The organism is Nitrospira sp. Kam-Ns4a (assembly GCF_965152595.1).
Map to the genome: position 1 here is coordinate 3,150,826 of NZ_OZ224218.1, position 25,695 is coordinate 3,176,520.

Genomic DNA, 25,695 nt, shown 5'->3' on the forward strand with positions numbered 1-25,695 from the left:
ATCGTGAAACGGATCCCATAGGCATACAACCCGTGAAGCGGACCTCCGACCTTGCTTGCGCGCGACGCTTCACGAGCGATGGACGACGTCACAGTTTGATCTCCACGTCCACGCCAGCGGCCAGATTCAGCTTCATCAGCGCATCCATGGTCTCCGGCGTCGGCTCCATGATGTCGAGCAAGCGCTTGTGCGTTCGGATCTCGAACTGCTCGCGGGACTTCTTATCCACGTGCGTCGAACGCTGGACCGTGAACTTCTCGATCCGCGTGGGGAGCGGGATGGGCCCGGCCACCTTCGCCCCGCTGCGCTTCACGGTCTCGACGATCTCGGCCACCGATTGGTCGAGCACCCGGTAGTCGAACCCCTTGAGCCTGATCCTGATGCGCTGGTCAACCTTCACCACGTTCAACTCCTTCAGCCAACAGCGAGCCGCGAATGGCGCGCCGCCAGCCTGCGCCCTTCCGGCGGTTGGCGGTGCGCGGTTCGCCCTGCGCTCCTCGCTACGCCAGAATCTCCGTCACGACCCCAGAGCCCACCGTGCGCCCTCCCTCCCGGATCGCAAACCGCAACCCCTGGTCCATCGCAATCGGCGCAATCAACTCCGCCGTGATGCTCACGTTGTCCCCGGCATCACCATCTCACCCCCGCCGGCAACTGCACCACCCCCGTCACGTCCGTCGTCCGAAAATAGAACTGCGGCCGATCCCCGTTGAAAAACGGCGTGTGCCGCCCCCTCCTCCTTCGTCAACACGTAGACCTCCGCCTTGAACTTCGTGTGCGGCGTGATGCTCTTCGGCTTCGCCAACACCATCCCCGCTCCACCTCGTCCTTCTTCGTCCCCGCAGCAACACCCCAATGTTGTCCCCGCCTGCCCCTCGTCGAGCACCTTGCGGAACATCTCCACCCCGTCACCACCGTGCTCGCCGTCGGCCGCAACCCCACCATCTCCACCTCATCGCCCACCTTCACCACCCCGCGCTCCACCCGGCCCGTCACCACCGTCCCCGCCCGCTGATCGTAAAGACATCCTCGATCGGCATCAAAAACGGCTTGTCAATCGGCCGCGTCGGCGTCGGAATGTAGGTGTCCACCGCCTCCAACAACTTCAAAATGGCCGGCACCCCCAAGGGCCCCTGATCCCCCTCCAGCGCCTTGGTCGCCGACCCCACAATGATCGGAATCTTGTCCCCCGGAAACTCATACTTCGTCAGCAGCTCCCGCACCTCCAGCTCCACCAGGTCCAACAACTCCTTGTCGTCCACCTTGTCCGCCTTGTTCAAAAACACCACGATGTAGGGCACCCCCACCTGCCGCGCCAACAGAATGTGCTCGCGCGTCTGCGGCATCGGCCCGTCCGCCGCCGACACCACCAGAATCGCCCCATCCATCTGCGCCGCCCCCGTGATCATGTTCTTCACATAGTCGGCGTGCCCCGGACAGTCCACGTGCGCATAGTGCCGCGCCTCCGTCTCGTACTCCACGTGGCTGATCGCAATCGTCAGAATCTTCGTCGGATCCCGCCGCCCCTGGCTCTCGGAGGCCTTGGCCACCTCGTCGTAGCTGACAAACTTCGCCAGCCCCCGCTCACTGCAGACCTTCGTCAACGCCGACGTCAGCGTCGTCTTGCCGTGGTCCACGTGCCCGATCGTCCCAATGTTGACGTGGGGCTTGCGCCGCTCAAATTTCGCCTTCGCCATGTCGCGCCTCCTTCACTCTCCTCGATTCTTGGAGATGATCTGGTCAGCAATCTGCTTGGGGACCGGCTCGTATCGCTCAAACTCCATGGTATAGGTCGCACGCCCCTGCGTCCGCGAGCGCAGATCGGTGGCGTAGCCGAACATCTCCGCCAGGGGCACCGCCGCTTCGACAGCCTGGGAGCCCGCGCGGACCTTCATCCCTTGGATCTTGCCGCGCCGGCTGTTCAGGTTGCCGATGACGTCGCCCATGTATTCCTGCGGGACCAGCACCTCGACCTTCATGATCGGCTCGAGCAGCACCGGGTTCGCCTTCTTGCACGCTTCCTGGAACGCCATCGAGCCGGCGATCTTGAACGCCATTTCGTTCGAGTCCACCTCATGGTAGGACCCGTCCACGACCTTGACGCGGACGTCCCGGACTGGATAGCCGGCCAGCACGCCGGTCTCCATGCGCTCCCGCACGCCCTTCTCGATCGCCGGGATGTACTCCTTGGGGATGACGCCGCCCACGATCTTGTTCACGAACTCGAAGCCGGCCTCCGACCCGTCGAGCGGCTCGACCTCCAGCACCACGTGGCCGTACTGCCCGCGCCCGCCGGTCTGTTTGATGTACTTGGCCTCGGCCCGTCCCGTCCCTCGGATCGTCTCCCGGTAGGCCACCTCGGGCTTCCCGACGTTGGCCTCGACCTTGAACTCTCGCAGGAGTCGGTCCACGATGATCTCCAGGTGGAGCTCTCCCATACCGGCGATGATGGTCTGCCCAGTCTCCTCGTCGGTCCGGACCCGAAACGAGGGATCCTCCTGGGCCAGCTTCTGCAGCGAGAACCCCAGCTTCTCCTGGTCCTGCTTGGTCTTGGGTTCGATGGCCATGGCAATAACCGGCTCAGGGAACTTCATGACCTCCAGCAGGACCGGCTTCTTCTCGTCGCACAGGGTGTCGCCGGTGGTCGTCCCCTTGAGCCCGACGGCCGCCGCGATGTCACCCGCATACACGATGTCAATTTCCTCGCGTTTGTTAGCGTGCATCTTGAGCAGCCGGCCGATCCGCTCCTTGGTGCCCTTCGTGGCGTTGAAGACATAGCTGCCGGTCGTGAGCGTGCCGGAGTAGACGCGGAAATACGTGAGCTGGCCGGCGAAGGGGTCCGTCATGATCTTGAACGCGAGGGCCGCGAACGGCTCGTCGTCGCTGGCGAGGCGCTTGACTTCCTTGCCGCTGGCGGGATCCACCCCGACCACCGGCGGAATGTCCACCGGCGACGGGAGGTAGTCCACGACCGCGTCCAGGAGCTGCTGGACGCCCTTGTTTTTGAAGGCCGAGCCGCACAGCACGGGCGTGACCTTCATCGCGATCGTCCCGGCGCGGATCGCCCGCCTGACCTCCTCGTCGGTGAGCGGCTCGCCGTTGAGGTATTTTTCGAGCGCCCGCTCGTCGTGCTCCGCCACTGCCTCGATCATCTTCTCCCGATACTCGCGGGCGAGCTCGACCAAGTCCGCCGGGATCTCCCTGATCTCGTACTTGGCCCCCAGCGTCTCGTCGTCGTAGTAAAAAGCCTTCATCAGGACGAGGTCCACGGAGCCACGGAACTCGGCTTCGCGCCCGATCGGCAACTGGATCGGCACCGGGTTGGCCCCCAGCCGGTCCACGACGGATTGCACGCTGGCGTAGAAGTCCGCCCCGACCCGGTCCATCTTGTTCATGAACGCGATGCGGGGGACGCGGTACTTGTCCGCCTGCCGCCACACCGTCTCGGACTGCGGCTCGACGCCCTGGACGGAATCGAAGACCGCGACGGCCCCGTCCAGCACGCGCAGGGACCGCTCAACCTCGATCGTGAAGTCCACGTGGCCCGGCGTATCAATGATGTTGATCCGGTGGTCCCTCCAAAAGCAGGTGGTCGCCGCGGCCGTGATCGTGATGCCACGCTCGCGCTCCTGCTCCATCCAGTCCATCGTGGCGGCGCCGTCGTGCACCTCGCCCATCCGATGGGACACCCCGGTGTAGTAGAGGATCCGCTCGGTCGTCGTGGTCTTCCCGGCATCAATGTGGGCCATGATGCCGATGTTGCGCGTCCGATCCAGTGGGACTTGCCTGCCCAAAACCGCCCTCCAGAAAAACAAACATGCTGCAGCGCCGCGCTGCAGCCCAGGCTGTGAAACAGGAACCGCCTGTCAGTCCGCAGCGAGGCCCAACTGCAGCACGAGAAAAACAGGCTACCAGCGATAGTGCGCGAAGGCCTTGTTCGCCTCCGCCATCCGGTGTGTGTCCTCCTTCTTCTTGACGGAGGCGCCTGTGTTGTTCGCGGCATCCAGCAGCTCGCCGGCCAACTTCTCCTGCATGCTCTTGCCGCCGCGCGCTTTCGCGTAGAGCTTGATCCAGCGGAAGGCAAGCGCCTGCCGCCGCACCGGCCGAATCTCGACCGGCACCTGGTAGGAGGCGCCGCCCACACGCCGCGACTTGACCTCCACCACCGGCTTCACGTTGTCGACCGCAGCCCGGAACACCTTCAGGGGATCGCTGCCCGTCTTTTGCTGGATGAGATCGAAGGCCCCGTAGCAGATCCGCTCGGCCGTGCTCTTCTTCCCCCGCGACATCAGCACGTTGATGAACTTGCCGACCGTCTTGTCCCGGTACCGCGGATCGGCAGGTGCTTCCCGGTACCCAACCGTTTGTCCTCGTGGCATGGATTTCCTCTGGATCTCAGCGGCCTCTATCCTTTATCACAGCCGCATTCCCCCTGCACCTTACTTAGGCCGCTTCGCCCCGTACTTCGAGCGCCCCTGCTTTCGGTTGGCCACCCCGACCGCGTCCAGCGCACCGCGGATGATGTGGTACCGGACGCCGGGCAAGTCCTTCACGCGACCGCCGCGCACGAGCACGATCGAGTGCTCCTGCAGGTTGTGGCCTTCCCCGGGAATATACGTGGTGACCTCGATCCCGTTCGTGAGCCGCACCCGGGCTACCTTCCGCAAGGCCGAGTTCGGCTTCTTCGGCGTGACCGTATAAACCCGGAGACAGACCCCTCGCTTCTGCGGGCAGCGCTTGAGCGCCGGGCTCTTGGTCTTCCCGACCGCGAGCCGCCGGCCATGCCGCACCAGTTGGTTGATGGTTGGCATACGTCCTTTCCCTCGTGTCGCCGCCCGTCGCGGGGCTCATCGCCCAAAGGCGGCGAATTATAATGAACCCGTTTCGCGCTGTCAAGCGAACCGCAGCCGCCCCACCCTAGCTGCCGAGCGCGTCGGCTCTCTCGCTCGGCTCTGCGGCCTGCGGAAGCCCGAGCGCCCCTTGCTCCAGCGCCGCCACCGGCTCTTCCTTCTTCGCGCTGATGACGAACGTGTCTCGGTATTCGGTGAACCCCGTCCCCGCCGGAATCAGCCGCCCCACGATCACGTTTTCCTTGAGCCCCAGCAACGGGTCCTCCTTGCCGTTGATCGCCGCCTCGGTCAGCACCCGCGTCGTCTCCTGGAAGGAGGCCGCCGAGATGAAGCTGTCCGTCGTGAGCGCCGCCTTCGTGATGCCGAGCAGCACCGGCTTGCCCAGCGCCGGTCGGCCGCCCTTGGCCAGAACCCGTTCGTTCTCTTCCTCGAAGACGAACTTGTTGACCTGGCTGCCGGGCAGGAACTCCGTATCGCCCGGATCTTCGATGCGGACCTTCCGCAGCATCTGCCGGACGATGATCTCGATGTGCTTGTCGTTGATGGACACGCCCTGGAGCCGGTAGACGTCCTGGACCTCGTCCACCAAATACTTCTGCAGCTCCTTGGGGCCGAGCACGTCGAGGATATCGTGGGGATTGGCGGACCCGTCCATCAGGGGCTCGCCAGCCCGGACCCAGTCCCCTTCATGGACGTTCACGTGCTTGCCCTTGGGAATGAAGTACTCCTTCACGTCGCCCATCTTGTTGTCCACGAGGACCTTGCGCATGCCCTTGACGAAGCCCGCGTAGGAGACCTCGCCGTCAATCTCGCTGATGACCGCGTGCTCCTTCGGCTTGCGGGCCTCGAACAGCTCGGCGACGCGCGGCAGACCGCCAGTGATGTCCTTGGTCTTGGTGGTTTCGCGCGGGATCTTGGCCAGCACGTCGCCCGGGTGCACCATCTGGCCCTTCTCGACCAGGATGTGGGCGCCGACCGGCAGCAAGTAGCGCGCCACGGAGGTCGGGCTCGCCACCTTGGCCGTCTTGCCGCCCTCATCCTTGATCGAGATCCGGGGCCGGAGCGTGGCGCCCGAATGCTCGATCACGACCTTGCGGGAGAGCCCGGTGACCTCATCGAGCTCCTCCTTCATCGTCACGCCTTCGATGATGTCGCCGTAGGCCACCTTGCCGCCGACCTCGGTGAGAATGAGCAGCGAGTATGGGTCCCACTCGACCAGCTTCTGGCCGACCTCGACGCGGTCGCCGTCCTTGACCTTGATCTTGGCCCCGTACATCACCGGATACTTCTCGCGCTCGCGACCGGTCTCGTCGTAGATCGCAATCTTCGCGTTACGGTTCATCACGACCCACTCGCCTTCCTTGTTCCGGACGGCGATGCCGGCATTGTGGATGTCCGCGTTCTTCTTCGCGTCGAAGCTCATGAACCGCATGGTGCCCGCGTGCTTGGCCTCCAGCACCGTCTGCTCGACGACCTTGCTCGCCGTGCCGCCGATGTGGAAGGTCCGCATCGTGAGCTGGGTGCCGGGCTCGCCGATAGACTGGGCCGCGATCACGCCGACGGGCTCCCCTTTTTCGACCAGGCGGCCGCGCGCGAGGTCGCGCCCGTAGCACCGGCGGCAGACGCCGCGCCGGGACTGACAGGTCAGCACCGAGCGGATCTTCACGCGGTCCACGCCGGCCTCGACGATACTCTTGGCACGCTCCTCGTCAATCTCCTCGTTCGCCTTGACGATGATCTCGCCCGTGAGCGGGTCGCGGATGTCCTCGCCGGCCAGCCGACCCAGGATGCGCTCCTCCAACGGCTGGATAATCTCGCCCCCCTCGACCAGCGCGGTGACCACGATCCCGTCGGTCGTCCCGCAGTCGTCCTCGCTGACGATCACGTCCTGCGAGATGTCCACGAGCCGACGGGTCAGGTAGCCGGAGTTCGCCGTCTTCAAGGCCGTGTCCGCCAACCCCTTCCGGGCCCCGTGCGTCGAGATGAAGTACTGCAGCACGGTCAAGCCCTCGCGGAAGTTGGCGGTGATCGGGGTCTCGATGATCTCCCCCGACGGCTTGGCCATCAGCCCGCGCATGCCGCCGAGCTGACGGATCTGCTGCGAGCTACCGCGCGCGCCGGAATCGGCCATCATGAAGATCGGGTTGAACGGCCCCTGGTTCCGCGCGTCGCCGCCGCCCGCCGCCAGCTCCTTCATCATCTCGTTGGCGACCTGCTCGGTGACGTGCGCCCAGATGTCGATGACCTTGTTGTACCGCTCGCCGTTCGTGATGAGACCCTCCCCGTACTGCTTCTCGATCTCGTTGACCTCTCGCTGGGCCTTGGCGATCAGCTCCTCCTTCTTAGCGGGGATGTGCATGTTGTCAATGCAGATCGAGACGCCGGCCTTCGTCGCGTAGTGGAAGCCGATGTCCTTGATCTTGTCGAGCAGCAGCACGGTCTCCTTGTGCCCAGCCTGCCGGTAGACCGTGTCAATGAGCTTGGTCATCTCCTTCTTGGTCATGAGCTGGTTCGCGTGCGCGAACGGGATCGAAGGCGGCAGGATCTCCCCGAGCAGCACGCGCCCCACCGTCGTGTTGACGAGGGCGCCCTCGATCCGGACCTTGATCTTCGCGTGCTCCTCGACCTCGCCCGCATCGTAGGCGATGCGCACCTCCTCGGGCGACGCAAAGACCTTGCCCTCTCCCTTGGCGCCAGGCCGCTCCTTCGTCAGCCAGTAGCAGCCGAGCACCATGTCCTGCGAGGGTACGGCGATCGGCTTCCCGTTGGCCGGCGACAGGATGTTGTTGATGGACATCATGAGCACCCGGGCCTCGATCTGCGCCTCGACCGAGAGCGGCACGTGCACCGCCATCTGGTCACCGTCGAAGTCCGCGTTGAACGCGGCGCAGACGAGCGGGTGCAGCCGGATCGCCTTGCCCTCGACGAGCACCGGATCGAAGGCCTGGATGCCCAGCCGGTGCAGGGTGGGCGCGCGGTTCAGCAGCACGGGGTGCTCACGGATGACCTCGTCGAGCACGTCCCAGACTTCCGGCCGTTCCTTTTCCACCAGGCGCTTGGCGCTCTTGATCGTGGTCGCCGCCCCGCGCTCCTCCAGCTTGTGGAAGATGAAGGGCTTGAACAGCTCGAGCGCCATCTTCTTGGGCAGGCCGCATTGGTGCAGCCGCAGCTCGGGACCCACCACGATGACCGACCGGCCCGAGTAGTCCACGCGCTTGCCCAGCAGGTTCTGCCGGAACCGTCCCTGCTTGCCTTTCAACATGTCGCTGAGCGACTTGAGGGGGCGCTTGTTCGGCCCGCGGATCGCGCGCCCGCGCCGCCCGTTGTCGAACAGCGCGTCCACCGCCTCCTGGAGCATACGCATCTCGTTCCGGATGATCACCCCGGGTGCCTTCAGCTCAATGAGGCGCTTGAGACGGTTGTTCCGGTTGATGACGCGGCGGTAAAGGTCGTTCAGGTCGGAAGTCGCGAACCGGCCGCCGTCCAGCGGCACCAGCGGCCGCAGCTCCGGCGGGAGCACCGGGATCACGTCCATGACCATCCATTCGGGCTTGTTGCCGGACTTGCGGAACGCCTCGATCACCTTCAGGCGCTTGGCGTACTTCTTCTTCAACGCCGCGGACGTGGAGACCTTGGCTTTGGCGTGCAGCTCGTCCCAGAGCTGGTTGATGTCCACCTTCCGCAGCAGCTCGCGGATGGCTTCCGCACCGATCCCGGCCTTAAAGGCACTCGCGCCGTACTGCTCCTGGAGGCTCCGGAGCTTCTCCTCCGTGAGCAGCTCCTTCTCCCGGAGCGGCGTGTCGCCCGGATCCACCACGACGTAGCTCTCGAAATAGAGGATTTTCTCCAGATACTTGAGGCTCATGTCCAGGAGGGTGCCGATGCGGCTGGGCACCCCTTTGAGAAACCAGATGTGCGCGACCGGAGCGGCCAGCTCGATGTGGCCCATCCGTTCCCGGCGCACCTTCGACTGGATCACCTCGACGCCGCACTTGTCGCAGACGATGCCGCGGTGCTTCATCCGCTTGTACTTGCCGCAGTTGCATTCCCAGTCCTTGATCGGGCCGAAGATCTTGGCGCAGAACAGGCCGTCCTTCTCCGGTTTGAAGGACCGGTAGTTGATGGTCTCCGGCTTTTTGACCTCGCCGTACGACCAAGACCGGATCTTTTCGGGAGAAGCGATGCGAATCCGCATGGAGTCGAAGGACACGGAATCGCGTGGCTTCTCGAACAGGGTGTAAATGCCTTCCAAGGTTGGTCCCTCCCTTTAGAGACCGTGATGGGTGACGAGTGACGCGTGACGAGAAGGAATGCCCGTGTAGCCCCAGCCCGTCACGCGTCACCCGCGACCCGTTGCATTCTCGGAGCAACGGGTGCCCCACGTCACCGGTGTTCACTCCTTCGCCTTGATCAGCTCCACGTCGAGCCCGAGGCTCTGCAACTCCTTCACCAACACGTTGAAGGACTCCGGCAGGCCCGGCTCCAAGAAGGGCTCGCCCTTGACGATGGCCTCGTACATCCGGGACCGGCCCGGCACGTCGTCGGACTTCACCGTCAGGAACTCCTGGAGCGTGGAGGCCGCGCCGTAGGCCTGCAGGGCCCAGACCTCCATCTCGCCCAGCCGCTGCCCACCAAACTGGGCTTTCCCCCCCAACGGCTGCTGCGTGACCAGCGAGTAGGGCCCGATCGAGCGGGCGTGGATCTTGTCGTCCACCAGATGGTGCAGCTTCAGCATGTACATGTAGCCGACGGTCACCGGGCTGCCGAACGGCTCGCCGGTGCGGCCGTCGTAGAGCGTCGTCTGGCCGCTCGACGGGAGCTTCGCTTTCTTGAGCAGGTCCTTGATCTCCTTTTCCGAGGCGCCGTCGAAGACCGGGCTGGCCACGTGGAGTCCGAGCGCCTTGGCCGCCCAACCCAGGTGCGTCTCCAGGATCTGGCCGACGTTCATCCGCGAGGGCACGCCCAGTGGGTTCAGGACGACCTCGACCGGCGTCCCGTCCGGGAGGTAGGGCATGTCCTCCTCCGGCAGGATCCGGGAGACCACCCCCTTGTTCCCGTGCCGGCCAGCCATCTTGTCCCCGACCGAGATCTTCCGCTTCATCGCGATGTAGACCTTGACGAGCTTGATCACGCCGGGCGGCAGCTCGTAGCCCCGCTTCAGCCGCCCGACCTTCTCGTCGTAGAGGGTCTGAAGGATCTCGATCTGTTCCTTGGCCTGCCGCTCGATCTCGTCGAGCGCCTTCTGCTCGTCAGGATCGCTCAGGATGATGTGCCGGATGTTGTCGTCCGAGAGCTTCTTCAGGATCTCGGCTGTGAGCTTGCCCTTTTTCTTGAGAATGACCTCGCCCGATTCGGGGTCCATGAGGTCGCGGCCCACGACCTTGCCGAGCAGCAGCTTCCGGATCTTCTTGTTCTTCTCCTCCTCGATGATCCGCAGTTCGTCCTGGTGGTCGCGCTGGAGCTTGAGCACGTCCTCGCTCTCGATCGTGCGCGACCGCTCGTCCTTGTCGAGCCCCTTGCGGGAGAAGATCTTCACGTCCACCACAATCCCCTCGACGCCCGGCGGCACGGTCAGGGACGTGTCCTTCACGTCGCCAGCTTTCTCCCCGAAGATTGCGCGGAGCAGCTTCTCCTCGGGCGTGAGCTGCGTCTCGCCCTTGGGCGTCACCTTGCCGACCAAGATGTCGCCGGGCTTGACCTCGGCGCCGATCCGAATGATACCGCTTTCGTCGAGGTTCCGGAGCGCCTCTTCACCCAGGTTGGGAATGTCGCGGGTGATCTCCTCCTTGCCGAGCTTGGTGTCGCGCGCCTCCACCTCAAACTCCTCGATGTGGATCGAGGTGAACACGTCCTCCCGGACCAACTTCTCGCTGATCAGGATCGCATCCTCGAAGTTGTACCCGCCCCAGGGCATGAACGCGACCAGCACGTTCCGGCCCAGCGCGAGCTCGCCCCGGTCAATGGCTGGACCGTCCGCGAGCACCTGGCCTTTCTTGACCGGCTGGCCGACGCGGACGATCGGCGTCTGGTTGATGCAGGTGTTCTGGTTGGATCGCTGGAACTTGACCAGGTCGTAGACGTCCAGCATCGCCTCGCTCCGGCGGGACCCCTCGCTCTTTTTGGGCTCGGCCCGGACAACGATGCGCGTGGCGTCCACGCTCTCAACGACCCCGCCACGCTTCGCGAGCACGACGTACCCGGAGTCCCGCGCGACCACCGCTTCCATGCCGGTACCGACGAGCGGCGCCTCGGTCTTGATCAACGGCACCGCCTGGCGCTGCATGTTCGAGCCCATCAGCGCGCGGTTGGCGTCGTCGTGCTCGAGGAAAGGCACCAACGCCGTCGCGACGCTGACGACCTGCTTGGGCGAGACGTCCATGTACTCGATCTTATCGGGCGTCGTGGTCACGAAGTCCCCGCCGTACCGCGCGGACACGGTCTCCGACACGATGCGCCCCGACGCATCCATCTTGGTATTGGCCTGGGCGATGTAGTGCCGCTCCCCCTCGATCGCCGACAGATACTCGATCTCGTCGGTGACCCGGCCCTTGCGGACCTTCCGGTAGGGCGCCTCGATGAAGCCGAACTCGTTGATCCGCGCGTAGGTGGCGAGCGAGGTGATCAGCCCGATGTTCGGCCCTTCCGGCGTCTCGATCGGGCAGATGCGGCTGTAGTGCGACGGATGGACGTCGCGTACCTCGAACCCGGCCCGTTCGCGCGTGAGGCCACCGGGACCCAAGGCGGAGAGCCGCCGCTTGTGCGTGATCTCCGCCAGCGGGTTGGTCTGGTCCATGAACTGGGAGAGCTGGCTGCTGCTGAAGAACTCCTTGATCGCCGCCACCACCGGCTTGGCGTTGATCAGATCGTGCGGGAGCACCGTCTCCATGTCCAGCAGGTTCATCCGCTCCTTGATGCTCCGCTCCATCCGCACGAGGCCCAGCCGGAACTGGTTCTCCAGCAGCTCGCCCACGGACCGGACCCGCCGGTTGCCCAGGTGGTCAATGTCGTCAATCTCGCCCTTACCCATCTTCAGGTTGACGAGGTACCGGATCACCTCGACGATGTCTTGGGGCGTCAGCGTCCGCTGCTCGAGCGGGAAGTCGAGCCCGAGCTTCGTGTTCAGCTTGAGCCGCCCGACCGGCGAGAGGTCGTAGCGCTTCGCGTTGTGAAACAGGTTGTCGAAGAGCACCTTCGCGGTCTCAATGGAGGGCGTCTCGCCAGGCCGGAGGCGCTTGTAGATCTCGACCATCGCCTCTTCTTTCGAGGCGGTCCGCTCCATCTCGAGGGTGTCGAGGATCACCGGTGTCGCCGTGGTGCTGTCGAGGTAGATGACCTTGAAGCTCTCGACGTCGCTCGCCAGGATCTTTTCGAGGGCGGCTTGCGTCAGCCGCTGGTTCTTGTCGAGGATCTTCTCCTTGGTGGCCGGGTCCACCAGTTCCGTCAGCACCGCCCGGCCGACCAACTCCGCTGGGTTGACCGGAATCTCCTTCACCCCCTCGGCCTTCATCCGGGCGATCACGGTCTTGGTGAGCTTGGCGCCCTCGCGGACGATCGGTTCCCGGCTGCCCTTCTGCGTCACCTCAATGGGGCACTTGAGCCCGTGGTGGATTTCCGGGTCCAGCTTGCGGAGCAGCTTGCCCTTGGAGACCCGGATCTCCTCCACCGGATAATAGAGCTTGAGTAGATCGTCCGAAGAGTAGCCGAACGCCTTCAGCAGGATCGTGGCCGGCATTTTCCGCCGCCGGTCAATCCGGACGTAGAGGATGTCCCGGGCGTCGAACTCGAAGTCGAGCCAGGAACCCCGGTACGGGATGATCCGGGCGGAATAGAGCACCTTGCCGCTCGCGTGGGTCCGGCCCTTGTCGTGCGTGAACGACGCGCCGGGCGAGCGGTGGAGCTGGCTCACGACCACGCGCTCGGTGCCGTTGATGATGAAGGTCCCGCGCTCAGTCATGAGGGGCAGCTCGCCGACGTACACCTCCTGCTCGCGCACGTCGAGCACCGGCTTCTTCTGCCCCTTGTCCTCTTTGTCGAAGACGACCAGCCGGACCCGGATCTTGAGGGGCATCGCATAGGTCATCCCCTGCTCGAGACACTCCCGCACGTCGTACTTGGGCGTCCCGAGTGAGTAGCTGGAGAACTCCAGGATGGCGGTGTTGTTGTAATCTGCGATCGGGAACACGCTGGTCAGCGCAGCCTGTAGTCCCTTGTCCTCCCGACGATCCGGCTCGGCCTCCATCTGCAGGAACTGCTCGTACGACCGCTTCTGGATTTCGATCAGGTCAGGGATGTCAATGTTCGCGCGAATTTTCGAGAAATCTTTCCGCTCGATCGTGCCATTGACAGTCGATTCCGACATGCCGTGCTCCTCCAGGGTGAATCGTCAGGCTCCACCGGCGCGCCCCGCTGATCGCCGGGCACCGCCGCGCGTCGCTCCCCGGTTCCCGCCTATTTGATCTCGATCTTCGCACCACTCTCTTCGAGCTTCTTCTTGATAGCCTCGGCCTCTTCCTTGGTCACGCCCGTCTTGACCGGCTTGGGCGCGCCCTCGACCAAGTCCTTGGCCTCCTTGAGGCCCAGGCTCGTGATCTCGCGGACGACCTTGATGACCTGGATCTTCTTGTCCGCCACCGCGCTGGCCAGGATGACGTCGAAGGCGGTCTTCTCCTCGGCCGGCGCCGCCGCCGGCCCGCCGCCCGCCGGCGCCGCTGCCACGGCCACCGGGGCCGCCGCGGTCACGCCGAAGCGCTCCTCGAGGCCCTTCACCAGCTCGGACAGCTCGAGCACGCTCATGCTCTCGATCGCCTTGATGAACTCCTCCTTCGACAGCTTGCTCTCGGTCGTGGGCATGTCCCCTTCTCCTTTCTTGTCCTTGATGGCCTGAATGACGCCGACCAGTTGTCGCAACAGCCCGCTGAGCGCAAAGACCAGCCCCCGGACCGGCCCCTGCATCGCCGACAGTAGCAGGGCGAGCAGGACGTCCTTTGTCGGCAGTGAGGCCACGGCGGCCACGTCCGGCGCCGCCAGCAGCTTGCCTTCCAGGATGCCACCGATGATCCGGACTTTCTCCTCGCGCTTCTCAGCCTTGATGAAGTCGCGCAGGACCTTCGTCGGCAGGACAGGATCGTCGTAGCCGATCACGACGGCCAGCGGCCCCTTGAAATAGGCCTTGGCGCCAGCCAACGAGGTCCCATCCGCCGCACGCACCGCCAAGGTGTTCTTGACCACCCGGAACTCCGCCTTGGCGCCGCGCAGTTGTTTGCGAAGCTCCGTGATCTGATTCACCGGAAGCCCGGTGCACTCGGTCATCACGGCCAGCTTGGCCCGCGCGAATTTCTCGTGCAGTTCGGCGACCGCCGCCGCCTTCTCTTCCTTTTTCATGCCACTCTCCTCAGACTCACATCCCATCTACCCTGTGCAGCGGGTGGCGTTGGCCGGGGTGGTCAGCGACAGGACCCGCTGCTTCCTCAGCCCCATTGCTTCGCGATCGCGACCGGATCGAGCCGGATGCCGGGCCCCATCGTGCTGGAGATCGTCGCGCTCCTGAGGTACCTGCCTTTGCAGGAGGCCGGCTTCGCCTTCATCACCGACTCCAGGACAGCCTGCGCGTTTTCGAAGAGCTGCGAGACCTGGAACGACGCCTTGCCGACCGGCACGTGCACGATCCCCGCCTTCTCGACCTTATACTCGACCTTGCCCTTGCGGATCTCCGAGACGGCTTTCGCCACGTCGAAAGTCACCGTCCCGGTCTTCGGGTTCGGCATGAGGCCTCGCGGGCCCAGGATCTTGCCGAGCTTGCCGACCGCGCCCATGAGGTCCGGCGTCGCGATCGCCTGATCGAAGTCCATCCAGCCGCCCTTGATTTTCTCGATCAGATCCTCGGCGCCGACGTAGTCCGCGCCGGCCTGACGAGCTTCTTGTTCCTTTTCCCCCTTGGCGAAGACGAGCACGCGGACCTTCTTGCCGGTCCCGTGGGGCAGCACGGTCGTCCCGCGCACCATCTGATCCGCCCGCTTGGGGTCCACGCCCAGACGAAGCGCCAGGTCCACCGACTCATCGAACTTGGCCTTGGCCAGCCGCTTCACCAGCTCGACGGCTTCCTTCAAGCCGTAGACCCGGGGCTCTACCTGGCTCAGCGCCTCCCGCATCCGCTTCCCGATCTTCGCCATAGCTTGCTCCTTCGGAGAACCGCCATCGGTCCGCCTGCTCACCCCTGGATCACGATCCCCATGCTGCGCGCGGTGCCCTCGATGATCTTGACCGCACCCTCCAGATCCGCCGCGTTGAGGTCGGGCATCTTGAGCTTCGCGATCTCCCGCACCTTGGCTTTGGAGATGGTCCCAACCTTGTCCTTGTTCGGAGTCCCGGAGCCTTTGATGATCCCCGCGGCCTTTTTCAGCAGGTCCGAGGCCGGCGGCGTGCGGGTCACGAACGTGAAGGTCCGATCCTTGTAGACCGTGATGATGACCGGGATGATGCTGTCCCCTTCCTTCTGGGTCCGCGCGTTGAATTGTTTGCAGAATTCCATGATGTTCACGCCGTGCTGCCCCAGCGAGGGGCCGACCGGCGGCGCGGGATTGGCTTTCCCAGCGGGAATCTGCAGCTTGATCTGGGTCACGACTTCCTTGGCCATCGCTTCACACCCTGTGAGAGCTAGCAGCGAACAGCTCGTAACAAACAGCCCTCAGAAGCTTCCGGAGGAGCGGTTCGCTACCTGCTGGTTGCTGTTCGCTCCTCTTCTAAATGCGTTCCACTTGCAAGAACCCCAGCTCCACCGGCGTGGAGCGCCCGAAGATGCTCACCAGCACCTTGACGCGATTGTGGTCGGTGTCCACTTCCTCCACGAGCCCATTGAAGCCGAGGAACGGGCCGTCAATGATCCGCACGTTGTCACCCTTGATGAACCGGATCTGCTCGCGCGGGGCCGCAGTCCCGGAGTCCACCTGCTTGAGCAGCGACTCCGCTTCCTCCGGGGTCAGCGGAATCGGCTGAGCACCCCCGCCGACGAAGCCGGTGACTTTCGGCGTCTCCTTGATGAGCTGGACCGTTTCTTCCGTCAGCGGCGATTCGAGCTCCACGAGCACGTAGCCCGGAAAGAACTTCCGCTTCGAGGTGCGGCGCTTGCCGTCCCTGATCTCGACCACGTCCTCGGTGGGCACCAGGACCTGCCCGAGCTTGTCGGCGAGCCCCATCTGGTTGGCCCGCTCGACGATGCTGCTCTTGACCCGGCCCTCGAAGCCCGCGTAGGTATGGATCACATACCAGCTCTTGGCCATCTGCGTCCCTTCAGTCTTCACCAACCCGCCGACTCCTCACTCGTCGCACGGGCATCGAACGGTGCCCGCTCGCCGAGAGCCCGCACGTCTGAACGTCTAGATCACCTTGCTGACCAGCCACACCAGAAACGAATCCACGACCGAGAGGTAGAGCGACATGATGATGCAGAAGATGATCACGACCGTGGTTGACCCGATGGTTTCGGCCTTGGAAGGAAAGGACACCTTCTTTAGTTCGCTTCTGACGTCGCTCAGGAACTCGCTGACGGACGTCCATAGTTTCTTGAACACGGGAAAACCTCGTTAAGAAACCCCACCCAACTAACGCCCTCAGCCGCTGAGGTACTTACCCGGCGGCGTTGTACGAAGAGCCACCGGGTCGAGCTAGCTCGGTGTGGCAGGGGCACCAGGAATCGAACCCGGACCTTCGGTTTTGGAGACCGACGTGCTAGCCGTTGAACACCATGCCCCTGCTCTTGAGCTCATAGCCGGCAGCAAACAGCTACGAGGAGCGGGCCTCTTGCGCGTCCTTGTACCCTCTGCCATCGGCCGTTGGCTATTCGCTGTTCGCTACTTCACTTCTTTGTGCGGCGTGTGCTTCCGGCAGAACTTACAGAACTTGTTCAGCTCCAGACGGTCCGGGTCGTTCTTTTTATTCTTTGTCGTGGAATAATTCCGCCGCTTGCACAGCGTGCAGGCCATGGAAATGATCTCGCGCATCTTCGCTTCGCTCCTCCAGCCAACAGCGAGCCGCGAATGGCGCGCCGCCAGCCTGCGCCCTTCCGGCGGTTGGCGGTGCGCGGTTCGCCCTGCGCTCCTCGCTACGCCAGAATCTCCGTCACGACCCCAGAGCCCACCGTGCGCCCTCCCTCCCGGATCGCAAACCGCAACCCCTGGTCCATCGCAATCGGCGCAATCAACTCCGCCGTGATGCTCACGTTGTCCCCGGCATCACCATCTCCACCCCCGCCGGCAACTGCACCACCCCGTCACGTCCGTCGTCCGAAAATAGAACTGCGGCCGATACCCGTTGAAAAACGGCGTGTGCCGCCCCCTCCTCCTTCGTCAACACGTAGACCTCCGCCTTGAACTTCGTGTGCGGCGTGATGCTCTTCGGCTTCGCCAACACCATCCCCGCTCCACCTCGTCCTTCTTCGTCCCCGCAGCAACACCCCAATGTTGTCCCCGCCTGCCCCTCGTCGAGCACCTTGCGGAACATCTCCACCCCCGTCACCACCGTGCTCGCCGTCGGCCGCAACCCCACCATCTCCACCTCATCGCCCACCTTCACCACCCCGCGCTCCACCCGGCCCGTCACCACCGTCCCCGCCCGCTGATCGTAAAGACATCCTCGATCGGCATCAAAAACGGCTTGTCAATCGGCCGCGTCGGCGTCGGAATGTAGGTGTCCACCGCCTCCAACAACTTCAAAATGGCCGGCACCCCCAAGGGCCCCTGATCCCCCTCCAGCGCCTTGGTCGCCGACCCCACAATGATCGGAATCTTGTCCCCGGAAACTCATACTTCGTCAGTTTCCCGCACCTCCAGCCCACCAGGTCCAACAACTCCTTGTCGTCCACCTTGTCCGCCTTGTTCAAAAACACCACGATGTAGGGCACCCCACCTGCCGCGCCAACAGAATGTGCTCGCGCGTCTGCGGCATCGGCCCGTCCGCCGCCGACACCACCAGAATCGCCCCATCCATCTGCGCCGCCCCCGTGATCATGTTCTTCACATAGTCGGCGTGCCCCGGACAGTCCACGTGCGCATAGTGCCGCGCCTCCGTCTCGTACTCCACGTGGCTGATCGCAATCGTCAGAATCTTCGTCGGATCCCGCCGCCCCTGGCTCTCGGAGGCCTTGGCCACCTCGTCGTAGCTGACAAACTTCGCCAGCCCCCGCTCACTGCAGACCTTCGTCAACGCCGACGTCAGCGTCGTCTTGCCGTGGTCCACGTGCCCGATCGTCCCAATGTTGACGTGGGGCTTGCGCCGCTCAAATTTCGCCTTCGCCATGTGCCAGACTCCGCCAACGCTCCTGAAGCCTCAGAGGTACCTCCCCGCCGTGCTAGCGAGGCGTGGAGCCCACGACGCGGATCGAACGCGTGACCTCGTCCTTACCAAGGACGTGCTCTACCGACTGAGCTACGTGGGCCTCTGCGCAATGACGCCGTTCGTCCTCGTTGAGCGTCGCTCGCCGGCCTTTCAAACGTGTGGTTTGCCTTACGCTTAACGAGCGACGCTCCACGATCCGAGCTTCCCGCTGCGCCCCGATTCACCGGTCAGATCCAACAGCAAAGCAGGACCAACTCGGAAGCACTCCGGCCTCGACGGTACGGCTCCAACAGCGGTCCGATTGGGCACCGCCGCCGGACCTCCGCTACGCTCCGGGATGGAGCGGGCGACGGGATTTGAACCCGCGACGGCCAGCTTGGAAGGCTGGAACTCTACCACTGAGCTACGCCCGCTTCGACGACAGTACAGCCGTGCCAGTACGTATCCTGCAGCATTCCGCACCGCAGGGCCGCGGGACCTCCGCTGCGCCCCCAGTCACCCCACCGGCCAGACCCCTCAGCTCTGCGGACAGCAGGAGGCGACACAGCCGCTGCGATACTTATCCCGCGGCCCTCAAATCGCAGGGCCGCGGGACCTCCGCTGCGCTCCGGGATGGTGGGCAGGCAAGGATTCGAACCTTGGAAGCCGATGGCAACAGATTTACAGTCTGCCCCCTTTGTCCACTTGGGTACCTGCCCCCGTGCCGGTTCAACGTCAGCTCTCAAGACTGGCATCAATAGGTATTCAGCGACCGGTAGGAATCCCGAACAACAAAGCAAACGGGCCCGCCATCAGTCCTCCGCTCCAGAAGCCGGGATGACGAACGGAGCTGGAGCACTGATTCAGGTCTGATCAGAGACTCTCCGGAAATGCTGGATTGTACGAGGCAAGCTGCGAATTGTCAAGCAAGAATTCCTGGCACCTCGCTGCTCCCGGTAGAAAGCCGAGCCGGGAGTTGACCCAGGCCCCGCTCAGTCGGCACAGGCAGCCGCCCCCTTCGGCAGCGGACGGGTCTGCTCCATGACAGACGCGGCGCGCTGGGCGTCCTGAGGCGACTCTCCCAGCACCACTTCCAGCAGGATCGCTACTTCCGCCGGGGTGATGCGATGGATGGGCGCGAGGTGCCGCTTATGCGTCACCGCCCGCTCCTCTGCGGTCTCCGGCTCGTAATAGCCGAGGATCTCCGCATCTCTGTCAGCCTTTTGCAGCCGGGCAAGCCACTGCTCGGCCGCCTGGCGCCGGTCCTTGACCGTAGCCAGCTCGAGCTTGGTCCAGATCGCCCACCCGACGAACACCGCCCAGGTCTCGTTCAACGCCTCCCAGCTCTCGCGTTCCGTCAACAGGCGGGTCTCGGTCGCCGTCTTCCGCTGATGGACCGGCGTGATCTCGACGAACTGATACCGGCACTGTTGCACCTTCTTCTCGAAGGCAAGCAGCCGCGCGGCGCCGGGATCGGCTTCGGCGACATCAGGGTTGGAGTGGATAAAATCTGCGTAGGCGTGGAACAGCTCGTGGTAGAGCGTCTTCAGATCGTTGTGGGTCAGCTTCGCGAGTGGCCAGAGGACTCGTCCCGCCCGGTTGAAGGACAGGCTGCGGTTGAGCAACATCCGGTGCTCGTCGGGATGGTATTCCGCCGCGAAGGTTCGCAGGTCACTGAACTCGAACTTGACGAACCCGGGAGGTATCAGATGTAGGAACCCTGTCGGCAGCCCCAACTCATCCGCCTGGGCGATCAGGGCTGTCCAGGGGCTCCTGCTCGGCGCGGAGGGATCGAAATCCGCCGCTGGCGCGGCAGAGGTCCGCCCCGCCTGGGCCAGAAGGGCGAGCAACGTCAGCACACAGATCACCACCCCCAGGGTCGTCGCGCTCCGGAGGTGGCCTGGGGTGCGGCTGGATTGGCGCTCACCCCCAACCATCGTGCGAATCCTCTTCGACCAGCGCCCAGTTCTCCAGGAGCGAGGGGTCCAGCCCGTCCAGGAACCGTGTGGGTTTGGACAAGATTGCCCCCGTGCTCTTGTCATAGATATTGATGGGATAGGTCAGGTAGAGCTGCTGCTTGGCCCTGGTCACGGCGACATAGAAGAGGCGGCGTTCCTCTTCCAGGTCCTCTTCGGACACGAAGGAGTAGGCCGAGGGGAATCGCCCGTCCACGATCCAGATCACGAAGACGCACTGCCACTCCAACCCCTTGGCCGAATGGATGGTGGAGAGCACCAGCCATTCGTCGTCCCGCTCCGGCGCCACAACGTCCGCGAAGCTCTCGTCGGGCGGCTCCAGGGCGAGATCGGCGAGGAACTCCTCGAGGCGGTGATACCGCTCGGCCATCGCGTACAGGTGATCGAGATCCCTCATCCGCTTCGGGTAGTCGTCATACTGCTGCTTCAAGATGGGCAGGTAATACTCGTAGACCCGGTTCACCTGCTCCGCCGGTCCCAGGTCGGCCGCGCCGGCCGCCTCCTCCAGCATGCGGGCCAGATCCCGCAGCTTGCCGGAGACACGCCCGCCCATCTCGCAGAGCGCGTCCGCTGGCCGCCCGGTCTTCGCCACGGCAGCGATCAGCTCCCTCGCCTTCTTGGGACCGATCCCCTCGACGAGCAGGAGCAGCCGGTTCCAGCTCACGGCGTCCAGGGGGTTCTCGAGGACCCGCAGGTGCGCGAGCAGGTCCTTGACATGGGCGGTCTCGATGAACTTGAAGCCGCCCCGCTTCACGAAGGGGAGGTCCCGCCGGGAGAGCTCGATTTCCAGGTCAAAGGAATGGAAGCTGGACCGGAACAGGACGGCGATCTCCCCCAGCGGCACGCCTTCTTCCCGCAGTTCCAAGATCTTCTGGGCGACGAACCGCGACTGCGCGTGCTCTCCGCCTGCCTGCACGAGAACCGGGAGCGGCCCGTCCACCTTGCGCGTGAAGAGGTGCTTGGTGTACTTCTCGGCCGCGCCCGCGATGATCTCGTTCGCCAGGTTCAGAATCGGCTGCGTACTCCGGTAGTTCTCCTCTAGCTTGTAGATCGCCGCACCAGGAAACAGCGTGGGGAACTCCATAATGTTCCGGAACGTGGCGCCGCGGAAGCGATAGATGGACTGGCTGTCGTCGCCCACGACCATCACGTTGTCGTGAGTCGCGGCCAGCTTCCTGACCAGGTCCGCCTGCAGGCGGTTGGTATCCTGGTACTCGTCCACGAGGATATAGCGGTAGCTGGAGGAGATGGCCGTGCGGGCCGGCTCGTCCTGCTCCAGCAGCACGCGGAGCTTGACGAGCAGATCGTCATAGTCGAGCAGATGCCGCTCCCGCTTGGCCGTCTCGTAAGCGGCCCGGAGCCTCCCCAGGTCATCGAGGTGCTCGGCGAAGTGCGGAAACTCCTCCAGCACGACGTCCTCCAGGCTCTGGAGCGTATTGTCGCTCTTGCTGAAGATCTCAGCGATCGTGCCCTTGCGCGGGAACCGTTTCTCTTTCTCGCCCATCCCGAGCTGACCGCGGAGGAGGTTGATCAAGTCCTCAGCGTCGCCGCGGTCTAGGATCGTAAAGCCCGGCTCTAAGCCAATCGGCCGGCCGTACCGCCGCAGGAGCACGTTCGCGACCGAGTGAAAGGTGCCCCCGAACACCCGTTCGCTCCGCGATCCGATCAGCAATCCGGCGCGCTTCAGCATCTCTTGCGCCGCTTTGCGCGTAAAGGTGAGCAGCAGGATCCGACTCGGATCCACGCCCCGGTCTATCAGATAGGCCACCCGGTAAATCAACGTGCGCGTCTTGCCGCTCCCGGCCCCCGCGATTACGAGCGCCGGCCCGTCGCCGGCAGTCACGGCCGCGAGCTGCTGCCGATTCAGCGCCTGCGCGTAGTCAATGGACAGCCTGGCCGGCGCCGTCTCGTCCACCGGCCGCCGGAGCACGTAGGGTTTGCTCTGCCGCTCCATGCCTCCCCTTTCAACGCGCCCCACGTCCGATCCCCAAGAAGCCGGGCGGAGGGGACGCCAGCACGGTCAGTCACATCGGCTCACCGGTTCTCTTCTTTCCAGCCTCTTGTGGGCCGCAGCCACGTCCTGCACGTGCCCCACCGCTTCCAGGTCGCCACGGCCAGGGTCCTTACGCCCTTGGCCTCGAGATTCACCGTAGCCGGAACCGCCATCGTGAAGTTGAGCGGCTGGGTCGCGCAGGCCGAAAGCAGCGCGGCCAGCACGAGCGGCACAGGACGGGCCGGGCGGGAAGGGCAAGACGTCACTCGGCTCCCTCTGCGGCTCACCAGAGCCGCCGTGAGAGATAGCACAGGGCTTTCCCGGTTGCAATGGCTCCGATGCCCTACCGACACCGTGCCCGGGCCCCATCCCCTCCCCCGTAGACCGATGGGGAGGCCGGAGCTACCCACGAGGAGTAGGTTGGATGGTGGGACGGACTTGTATATAATGTGGCGTTGCGCGAGGGGTTCCATGACCGACACGAACGGCGGCTACGCGACGAGGCTGCGGGAGCTCGCTTCCCTGATGGTGGCTGTGGCGGGCGAGTCCGTCACGATGGTCAAGAAGAGCGCGCCGGAAGCCGCGCTCAAGCTCAAGAAGCGGGCCGAGTGGGAGCTCTACCTGGAGTTCCTCAAGGTCCTGTTCAATTTAGCCGACCGCCTCTCGGCCTTCTACGTACCGGTCCAGGAGCAGCCTGCGTTGATGGACCGCCTCGAGGACGCCGTGACCAATCAGCTCAAGAACGTTCTGGCGCCCGCCCTGGGTCCTGACTCCGATGAGATGGAGTTTCTCCTGACCGTCGGCAAGGCGGTCACGGAGAGTCGGCAGACGTACGACCGCTTCCAGTTCGTCCCCACCGAGGAGAGCAAGGCAAAGGACGAGTTCTTCAAGACGTTCGCGGAGCGCATCGCGCGGCTGATGGGAGCGGCCGGCGACGGCATGGTGCTCTCGGCCGCTACGCTCTGCGCCAGCGCCGCGATCCCCGCCATGAAGGGACTGTTCGAGGAGATCCAAGGGCAGGGCCAGGCCCCGGGCGGGCCGGCCCAGGCCGCGGGCGCGTCCACGGTCCAACCGAGGCCCAGCACCACCGGCAACGAGATTAAGCTGGTCAGCGTCATGGCGACGGTGCACGGCGAAGAGGTTGAGACCCGCTGGGGCCTCCATCCCCGGTTCAAGGAGGACCTCAAGCCGGGCCAGCTCCAGGAGCTGGCCCGGCTGATGAACCGGGTAACGCGCATCCTCGGAGAGCGGTACGCGGCCGTAGCCTTCTCGGCCGACTGGGCGACATGGCAAAAGATCGGCCACGCCTGACCGGGAGGCACGGGGCACACCGGCGCCGGGCGATCGGCGCGGTGGCCCGCCTGGTCTCTCCCCGCACCTGTTGATCCATCCATGTCGAAGGAGGACGCGTGAGCGACGACGTTGGAGTGACCGCCTCAGCCCCGGCCCTGCCGGGTGCTCTCGCCCGCCTGCAGGAGCTCGCCCATAACCTCTGGTGGAGCTGGACCCCACAGGCCCGGCAGCTCTTCGAATCCCTTGATCCAACCCTCTGGCGGCTGACCCATCATAACCCCGTCAAGCTGCTCCAGGAGCTGAAGCCGGAGCGGCTGGCCCTGCTCAGCCAGGATCCGGCCTTTGTGCGCCAGTACTCCGCCGTGTTGAAGGCCTATGACGAATACCGCGACGCCAAGGGCACCTGGTTCGCCAAAACCTACGGCCCTGGCACGGATGGCACGATCGCCTACTTCTCCGCCGAGTTCGGCCTGCACAATTCCATTCCGATTTACAGTGGCGGGCTGGGTATCCTGGCCGGCGACCACTGCAAGGAGGCCAGCGACCTGGGCATCCCGCTCGTCGGCCTGGGCTTCATGTATCCGCAGGGCTATTTCCGCCAGCGGATCTCCCCCGACGGGTGGCAGGAGGCCGAGTATGAGCCGTTCAACCGGCTGGAGTCCCCGATTCACCAGGCCCTGACCCCGTCGGCGTCACCCTGCCAGATCACGGTTGAATTGGGCGACCGGACCGTCTGTGCCGTGGTATGGCGCGTCAACGTGGGCCGCGTGATCCTCTACCTGCTCGACACCGACGTGCCGGAGAACGCGCCGAGCGACCGGGCCTTGTCAGCGCGGCTCTACGGCGGGGACCAGGAAGTCCGCCTCTCGCAGGAAATCCTGCTCGGCATCGGCGGGGTGAGAGCGCTCCGCACGCTCGGGCTCGCCCCGGCGGTATGGCACGCGAACGAAGGCCATTCCGCGTTCCTCATGATCGAGCGAGTCCGCGAGTACGTCCAGGCGGGCCGCTCCTTCGAGGAAGCGGCGGACCTGGTCCGCCGCACCACGGTCTTCACCACCCACACGCCGGTGCCGGCCGGCCACGACGTGTTTGCCCACGAGCTGATGGAGCGGTACTTCCACCGGTACTGGGGCCAGCTCGGCCTTTCGCGCGAGACCTTCCTGGCGTTGGGGCAGTTCCCCGATCGGCCGGACGGCTTCAACATGACGGCCCTGGCCCTGCGCCTGTCCGGCCACGTGAACGGCGTCAGCCGCGAGCACGGCCGCGTGTCGCGCCGGATGTGGCGGAGCCTGTGGCCGGACCGGCCCGAGGAGGAAGTGCCCATCCGGAGCGTGACCAACGGCGTCCACGTGCCGACCTGGATCGCCCCGGAGATGAACCACCTCTACAGCCGGCACCTCGGCCCCGACTGGGCCGAACGCTCCGACGATCCGGCGGTCTGGCACCGGGTCATGGACATCCCGGATCAGGAGCTGTGGGCGATCCGCCAGGCGCTCAAGCGCAAGCTGATGAGCTTCATCCGGGAACGGGCACGCGCCGGATGGATGCAGTGGCGGCTGGAGGCGACGCAGGTGTTGGCCAGCGGGACGCTCCTGGACCCCGAAGCCCTGACGATCGGGTTCGCGCGACGGTTCGCCACGTACAAGCGGGCGACGCTCCTCTTCACCTCGCTGACGCGCCTGCAGCACCTCCTGCAGGACCGCTGGCGCCCGGTGCAGGTCATCTTTGCGGGCAAGGCCCATCCGGCCGACGAGCCCGGTCGACGGTTCATCCACGAGGTCTATAGCTTCTGCAAGGACCACGGCCTGGGCGGCCATGTCGCCTTCCTCGAAGACTACGACATGCACATGGCCAAGTACCTTGTCCAGGGCGTGGACGTGTGGCTGAACACCCCGCGTCCGCCGCTGGAGGCGAGCGGCACCAGCGGGCAGAAGGCGGCGCTCAACGGGGTGCCGAGCCTGAGCGTGCTGGACGGATGGTGGCAGGAGGGCTATGACGGCGGGAACGGGTGGGCGATTCCCTCCTCCGCGCACCTGCAGGACCCGCAGGCCCAGGACCTGCACGACGCCGAGCAGCTCTACCGCCTCCTCGAGCAGGAAATCGTGCCGCTCTACTACACCAGGGACCGGGACGGGATTCCCCGCGGCTGGATGCAGGTCGTCAAGGACGCAATCCGCACGATCGCCCCGCGGTTCTGCACTCGCCGCATGGTCAAGGAATACATGACCCTCTGCTACGCGCCCGCCGCCGGCCTGGAACCCACATCCCGGTAACA

The 25,695-nt window shown here is 64.8% G+C and carries 24 protein-coding genes, 4 tRNA genes and 1 pseudogene; 2 read left to right on the top strand and 27 right to left on the bottom strand.

The features are described from left to right. Positions 1-88: 88 nt before the first annotated feature. From rpsJ to ACWHYQ_RS15860, 27 genes and pseudogenes are all read right to left on the bottom strand, one after another. The gene (gene rpsJ / locus ACWHYQ_RS15730) at positions 89-400 is read right to left on the bottom strand and encodes a 30S ribosomal protein S10 (protein ID WP_447975578.1); all 312 of its coding nucleotides are present in this window, start codon (positions 398-400) and stop codon (positions 89-91) included. 100 nt (positions 401-500) lie between these two features. Continuing rightward, positions 501-617, bottom strand: coding sequence for an EF-Tu C-terminal domain-related protein (locus tag ACWHYQ_RS15735; RefSeq protein ID WP_447973064.1), 117 nt, complete (start codon positions 615-617; stop codon positions 501-503). Then, positions 614-811, bottom strand: a complete 198-nt coding sequence (locus ACWHYQ_RS15740; RefSeq protein ID WP_447973065.1) for an EF-Tu C-terminal domain-related protein — start codon at positions 809-811, stop codon at positions 614-616. The genes ACWHYQ_RS15735 and ACWHYQ_RS15740 overlap by 4 nt, the downstream gene beginning before the upstream one ends. Beyond that, complete coding sequence (locus ACWHYQ_RS15745) at positions 745-945, bottom strand: hypothetical protein (RefSeq protein WP_447975579.1); 201 nt, start codon at positions 943-945, stop codon at positions 745-747. The genes ACWHYQ_RS15740 and ACWHYQ_RS15745 overlap by 67 nt, the downstream gene beginning before the upstream one ends. Before the next feature lie 47 nt (positions 946-992). Further along, positions 993-1,697, bottom strand: coding sequence for a GTP-binding protein (locus ACWHYQ_RS15750; RefSeq protein WP_447973066.1), 705 nt, complete (start codon positions 1,695-1,697; stop codon positions 993-995). Between the two features lie 12 nt (positions 1,698-1,709). Then, a complete protein-coding gene (gene fusA, locus ACWHYQ_RS15755; RefSeq protein ID WP_447973067.1) occupies positions 1,710-3,794 on the bottom strand; it encodes an elongation factor G in 2,085 nt (694 codons plus the stop codon). A gap of 114 nt (positions 3,795-3,908) precedes the next feature. Next, positions 3,909-4,379 carry a 30S ribosomal protein S7 gene (gene rpsG / locus ACWHYQ_RS15760; protein ID WP_447973068.1) on the bottom strand — a complete coding sequence of 157 codons (471 nt, stop codon included), beginning with the start codon at positions 4,377-4,379 and terminating at the stop codon, positions 3,909-3,911. 60 nt (positions 4,380-4,439) lie between these two features. Further along, positions 4,440-4,811: a 30S ribosomal protein S12 gene (gene rpsL, locus ACWHYQ_RS15765; RefSeq protein ID WP_447973069.1), complete on the bottom strand. Its 372-nt coding sequence runs from the start codon at positions 4,809-4,811 to the stop codon at positions 4,440-4,442. 106 nt (positions 4,812-4,917) lie between these two features. After that, positions 4,918-9,102, bottom strand: coding sequence for a DNA-directed RNA polymerase subunit beta' (gene rpoC / locus ACWHYQ_RS15770; protein WP_447973070.1), 4,185 nt, complete (start codon positions 9,100-9,102; stop codon positions 4,918-4,920). Between the two features lie 141 nt (positions 9,103-9,243). Beyond that, a complete protein-coding gene (gene rpoB / locus ACWHYQ_RS15775; protein ID WP_447973071.1) occupies positions 9,244-13,209 on the bottom strand; it encodes a DNA-directed RNA polymerase subunit beta in 3,966 nt (1,321 codons plus the stop codon). Between the two features lie 89 nt (positions 13,210-13,298). Continuing rightward, a complete protein-coding gene (gene rplL / locus ACWHYQ_RS15780) occupies positions 13,299-13,679 on the bottom strand; it encodes a 50S ribosomal protein L7/L12 (RefSeq protein WP_447975580.1) in 381 nt (126 codons plus the stop codon). Positions 13,680-13,724: 45 nt separating this feature from the next. Continuing rightward, positions 13,725-14,258: pseudogene (gene rplJ, locus ACWHYQ_RS15785) on the bottom strand (50S ribosomal protein L10); the annotation flags it as partial. 59 nt (positions 14,259-14,317) lie between these two features. Then, positions 14,318-15,019 (bottom strand): 50S ribosomal protein L1, encoded by a 702-nt coding sequence (gene rplA, locus ACWHYQ_RS15790; protein WP_447973072.1) that lies wholly within the window; start codon positions 15,017-15,019, stop codon positions 14,318-14,320. A 38-nt stretch (positions 15,020-15,057) separates the two neighbouring features. Continuing rightward, complete coding sequence (rplK, locus tag ACWHYQ_RS15795) at positions 15,058-15,483, bottom strand: 50S ribosomal protein L11 (protein ID WP_447973073.1); 426 nt, start codon at positions 15,481-15,483, stop codon at positions 15,058-15,060. A gap of 106 nt (positions 15,484-15,589) precedes the next feature. Continuing rightward, positions 15,590-16,126, bottom strand: coding sequence for a transcription termination/antitermination protein NusG (gene nusG, locus ACWHYQ_RS15800; protein ID WP_447975581.1), 537 nt, complete (start codon positions 16,124-16,126; stop codon positions 15,590-15,592). A 96-nt stretch (positions 16,127-16,222) separates the two neighbouring features. Continuing rightward, positions 16,223-16,417, bottom strand: coding sequence for a preprotein translocase subunit SecE (gene secE, locus ACWHYQ_RS15805; protein WP_447973074.1), 195 nt, complete (start codon positions 16,415-16,417; stop codon positions 16,223-16,225). Between the two features lie 104 nt (positions 16,418-16,521). After that, a tRNA-Trp gene (locus ACWHYQ_RS15810) sits at positions 16,522-16,598 on the bottom strand. A gap of 98 nt (positions 16,599-16,696) precedes the next feature. After that, positions 16,697-16,846 (bottom strand): 50S ribosomal protein L33, encoded by a 150-nt coding sequence (gene rpmG / locus ACWHYQ_RS15815; RefSeq protein ID WP_447973075.1) that lies wholly within the window; start codon positions 16,844-16,846, stop codon positions 16,697-16,699. 101 nt (positions 16,847-16,947) lie between these two features. Continuing rightward, a complete protein-coding gene (locus ACWHYQ_RS15820) occupies positions 16,948-17,064 on the bottom strand; it encodes an EF-Tu C-terminal domain-related protein (protein WP_447973064.1) in 117 nt (38 codons plus the stop codon). Continuing rightward, complete coding sequence (locus ACWHYQ_RS15825; protein ID WP_447973076.1) at positions 17,061-17,447, bottom strand: EF-Tu/IF-2/RF-3 family GTPase; 387 nt, start codon at positions 17,445-17,447, stop codon at positions 17,061-17,063. The genes ACWHYQ_RS15820 and ACWHYQ_RS15825 overlap by 4 nt, the downstream gene beginning before the upstream one ends. Next, positions 17,441-17,617, bottom strand: coding sequence for a hypothetical protein (locus tag ACWHYQ_RS15830; RefSeq protein ID WP_447973077.1), 177 nt, complete (start codon positions 17,615-17,617; stop codon positions 17,441-17,443). The genes ACWHYQ_RS15825 and ACWHYQ_RS15830 overlap by 7 nt, the downstream gene beginning before the upstream one ends. A 103-nt stretch (positions 17,618-17,720) precedes the next feature. Next, entirely contained in the window at positions 17,721-18,140 is a 420-nt protein-coding gene (locus tag ACWHYQ_RS15835) for a GTP-binding protein (RefSeq protein WP_447973078.1), read from the bottom strand. Between the two features lie 63 nt (positions 18,141-18,203). Further along, positions 18,204-18,279: transfer RNA gene (locus ACWHYQ_RS15840), tRNA-Thr, on the bottom strand. A 238-nt stretch (positions 18,280-18,517) separates the two neighbouring features. Continuing rightward, positions 18,518-18,592, bottom strand: a tRNA-Gly gene (locus ACWHYQ_RS15845). A 200-nt stretch (positions 18,593-18,792) separates the two neighbouring features. Further along, positions 18,793-18,877 (bottom strand) — tRNA-Tyr (locus ACWHYQ_RS15850). A 273-nt stretch (positions 18,878-19,150) separates the two neighbouring features. After that, positions 19,151-20,095, bottom strand: coding sequence for a hypothetical protein (locus ACWHYQ_RS15855; protein ID WP_447973079.1), 945 nt, complete (start codon positions 20,093-20,095; stop codon positions 19,151-19,153). Further along, complete coding sequence (locus ACWHYQ_RS15860; protein WP_447973080.1) at positions 20,082-22,088, bottom strand: ATP-dependent helicase; 2,007 nt, start codon at positions 22,086-22,088, stop codon at positions 20,082-20,084. The genes ACWHYQ_RS15855 and ACWHYQ_RS15860 overlap by 14 nt, the downstream gene beginning before the upstream one ends. A 510-nt stretch (positions 22,089-22,598) precedes the next feature. Between ACWHYQ_RS15860 and ACWHYQ_RS15865 the strand changes: the two genes are divergently transcribed. Further along, the gene (locus ACWHYQ_RS15865) at positions 22,599-23,438 is read left to right on the top strand and encodes a hypothetical protein (protein ID WP_447973081.1); all 840 of its coding nucleotides are present in this window, start codon (positions 22,599-22,601) and stop codon (positions 23,436-23,438) included. 98 nt (positions 23,439-23,536) lie between these two features. After that, entirely contained in the window at positions 23,537-25,693 is a 2,157-nt protein-coding gene (glgP, locus tag ACWHYQ_RS15870) for an alpha-glucan family phosphorylase (RefSeq protein WP_447973082.1), read from the top strand. Positions 25,694-25,695: the final 2 nt, after the last annotated feature.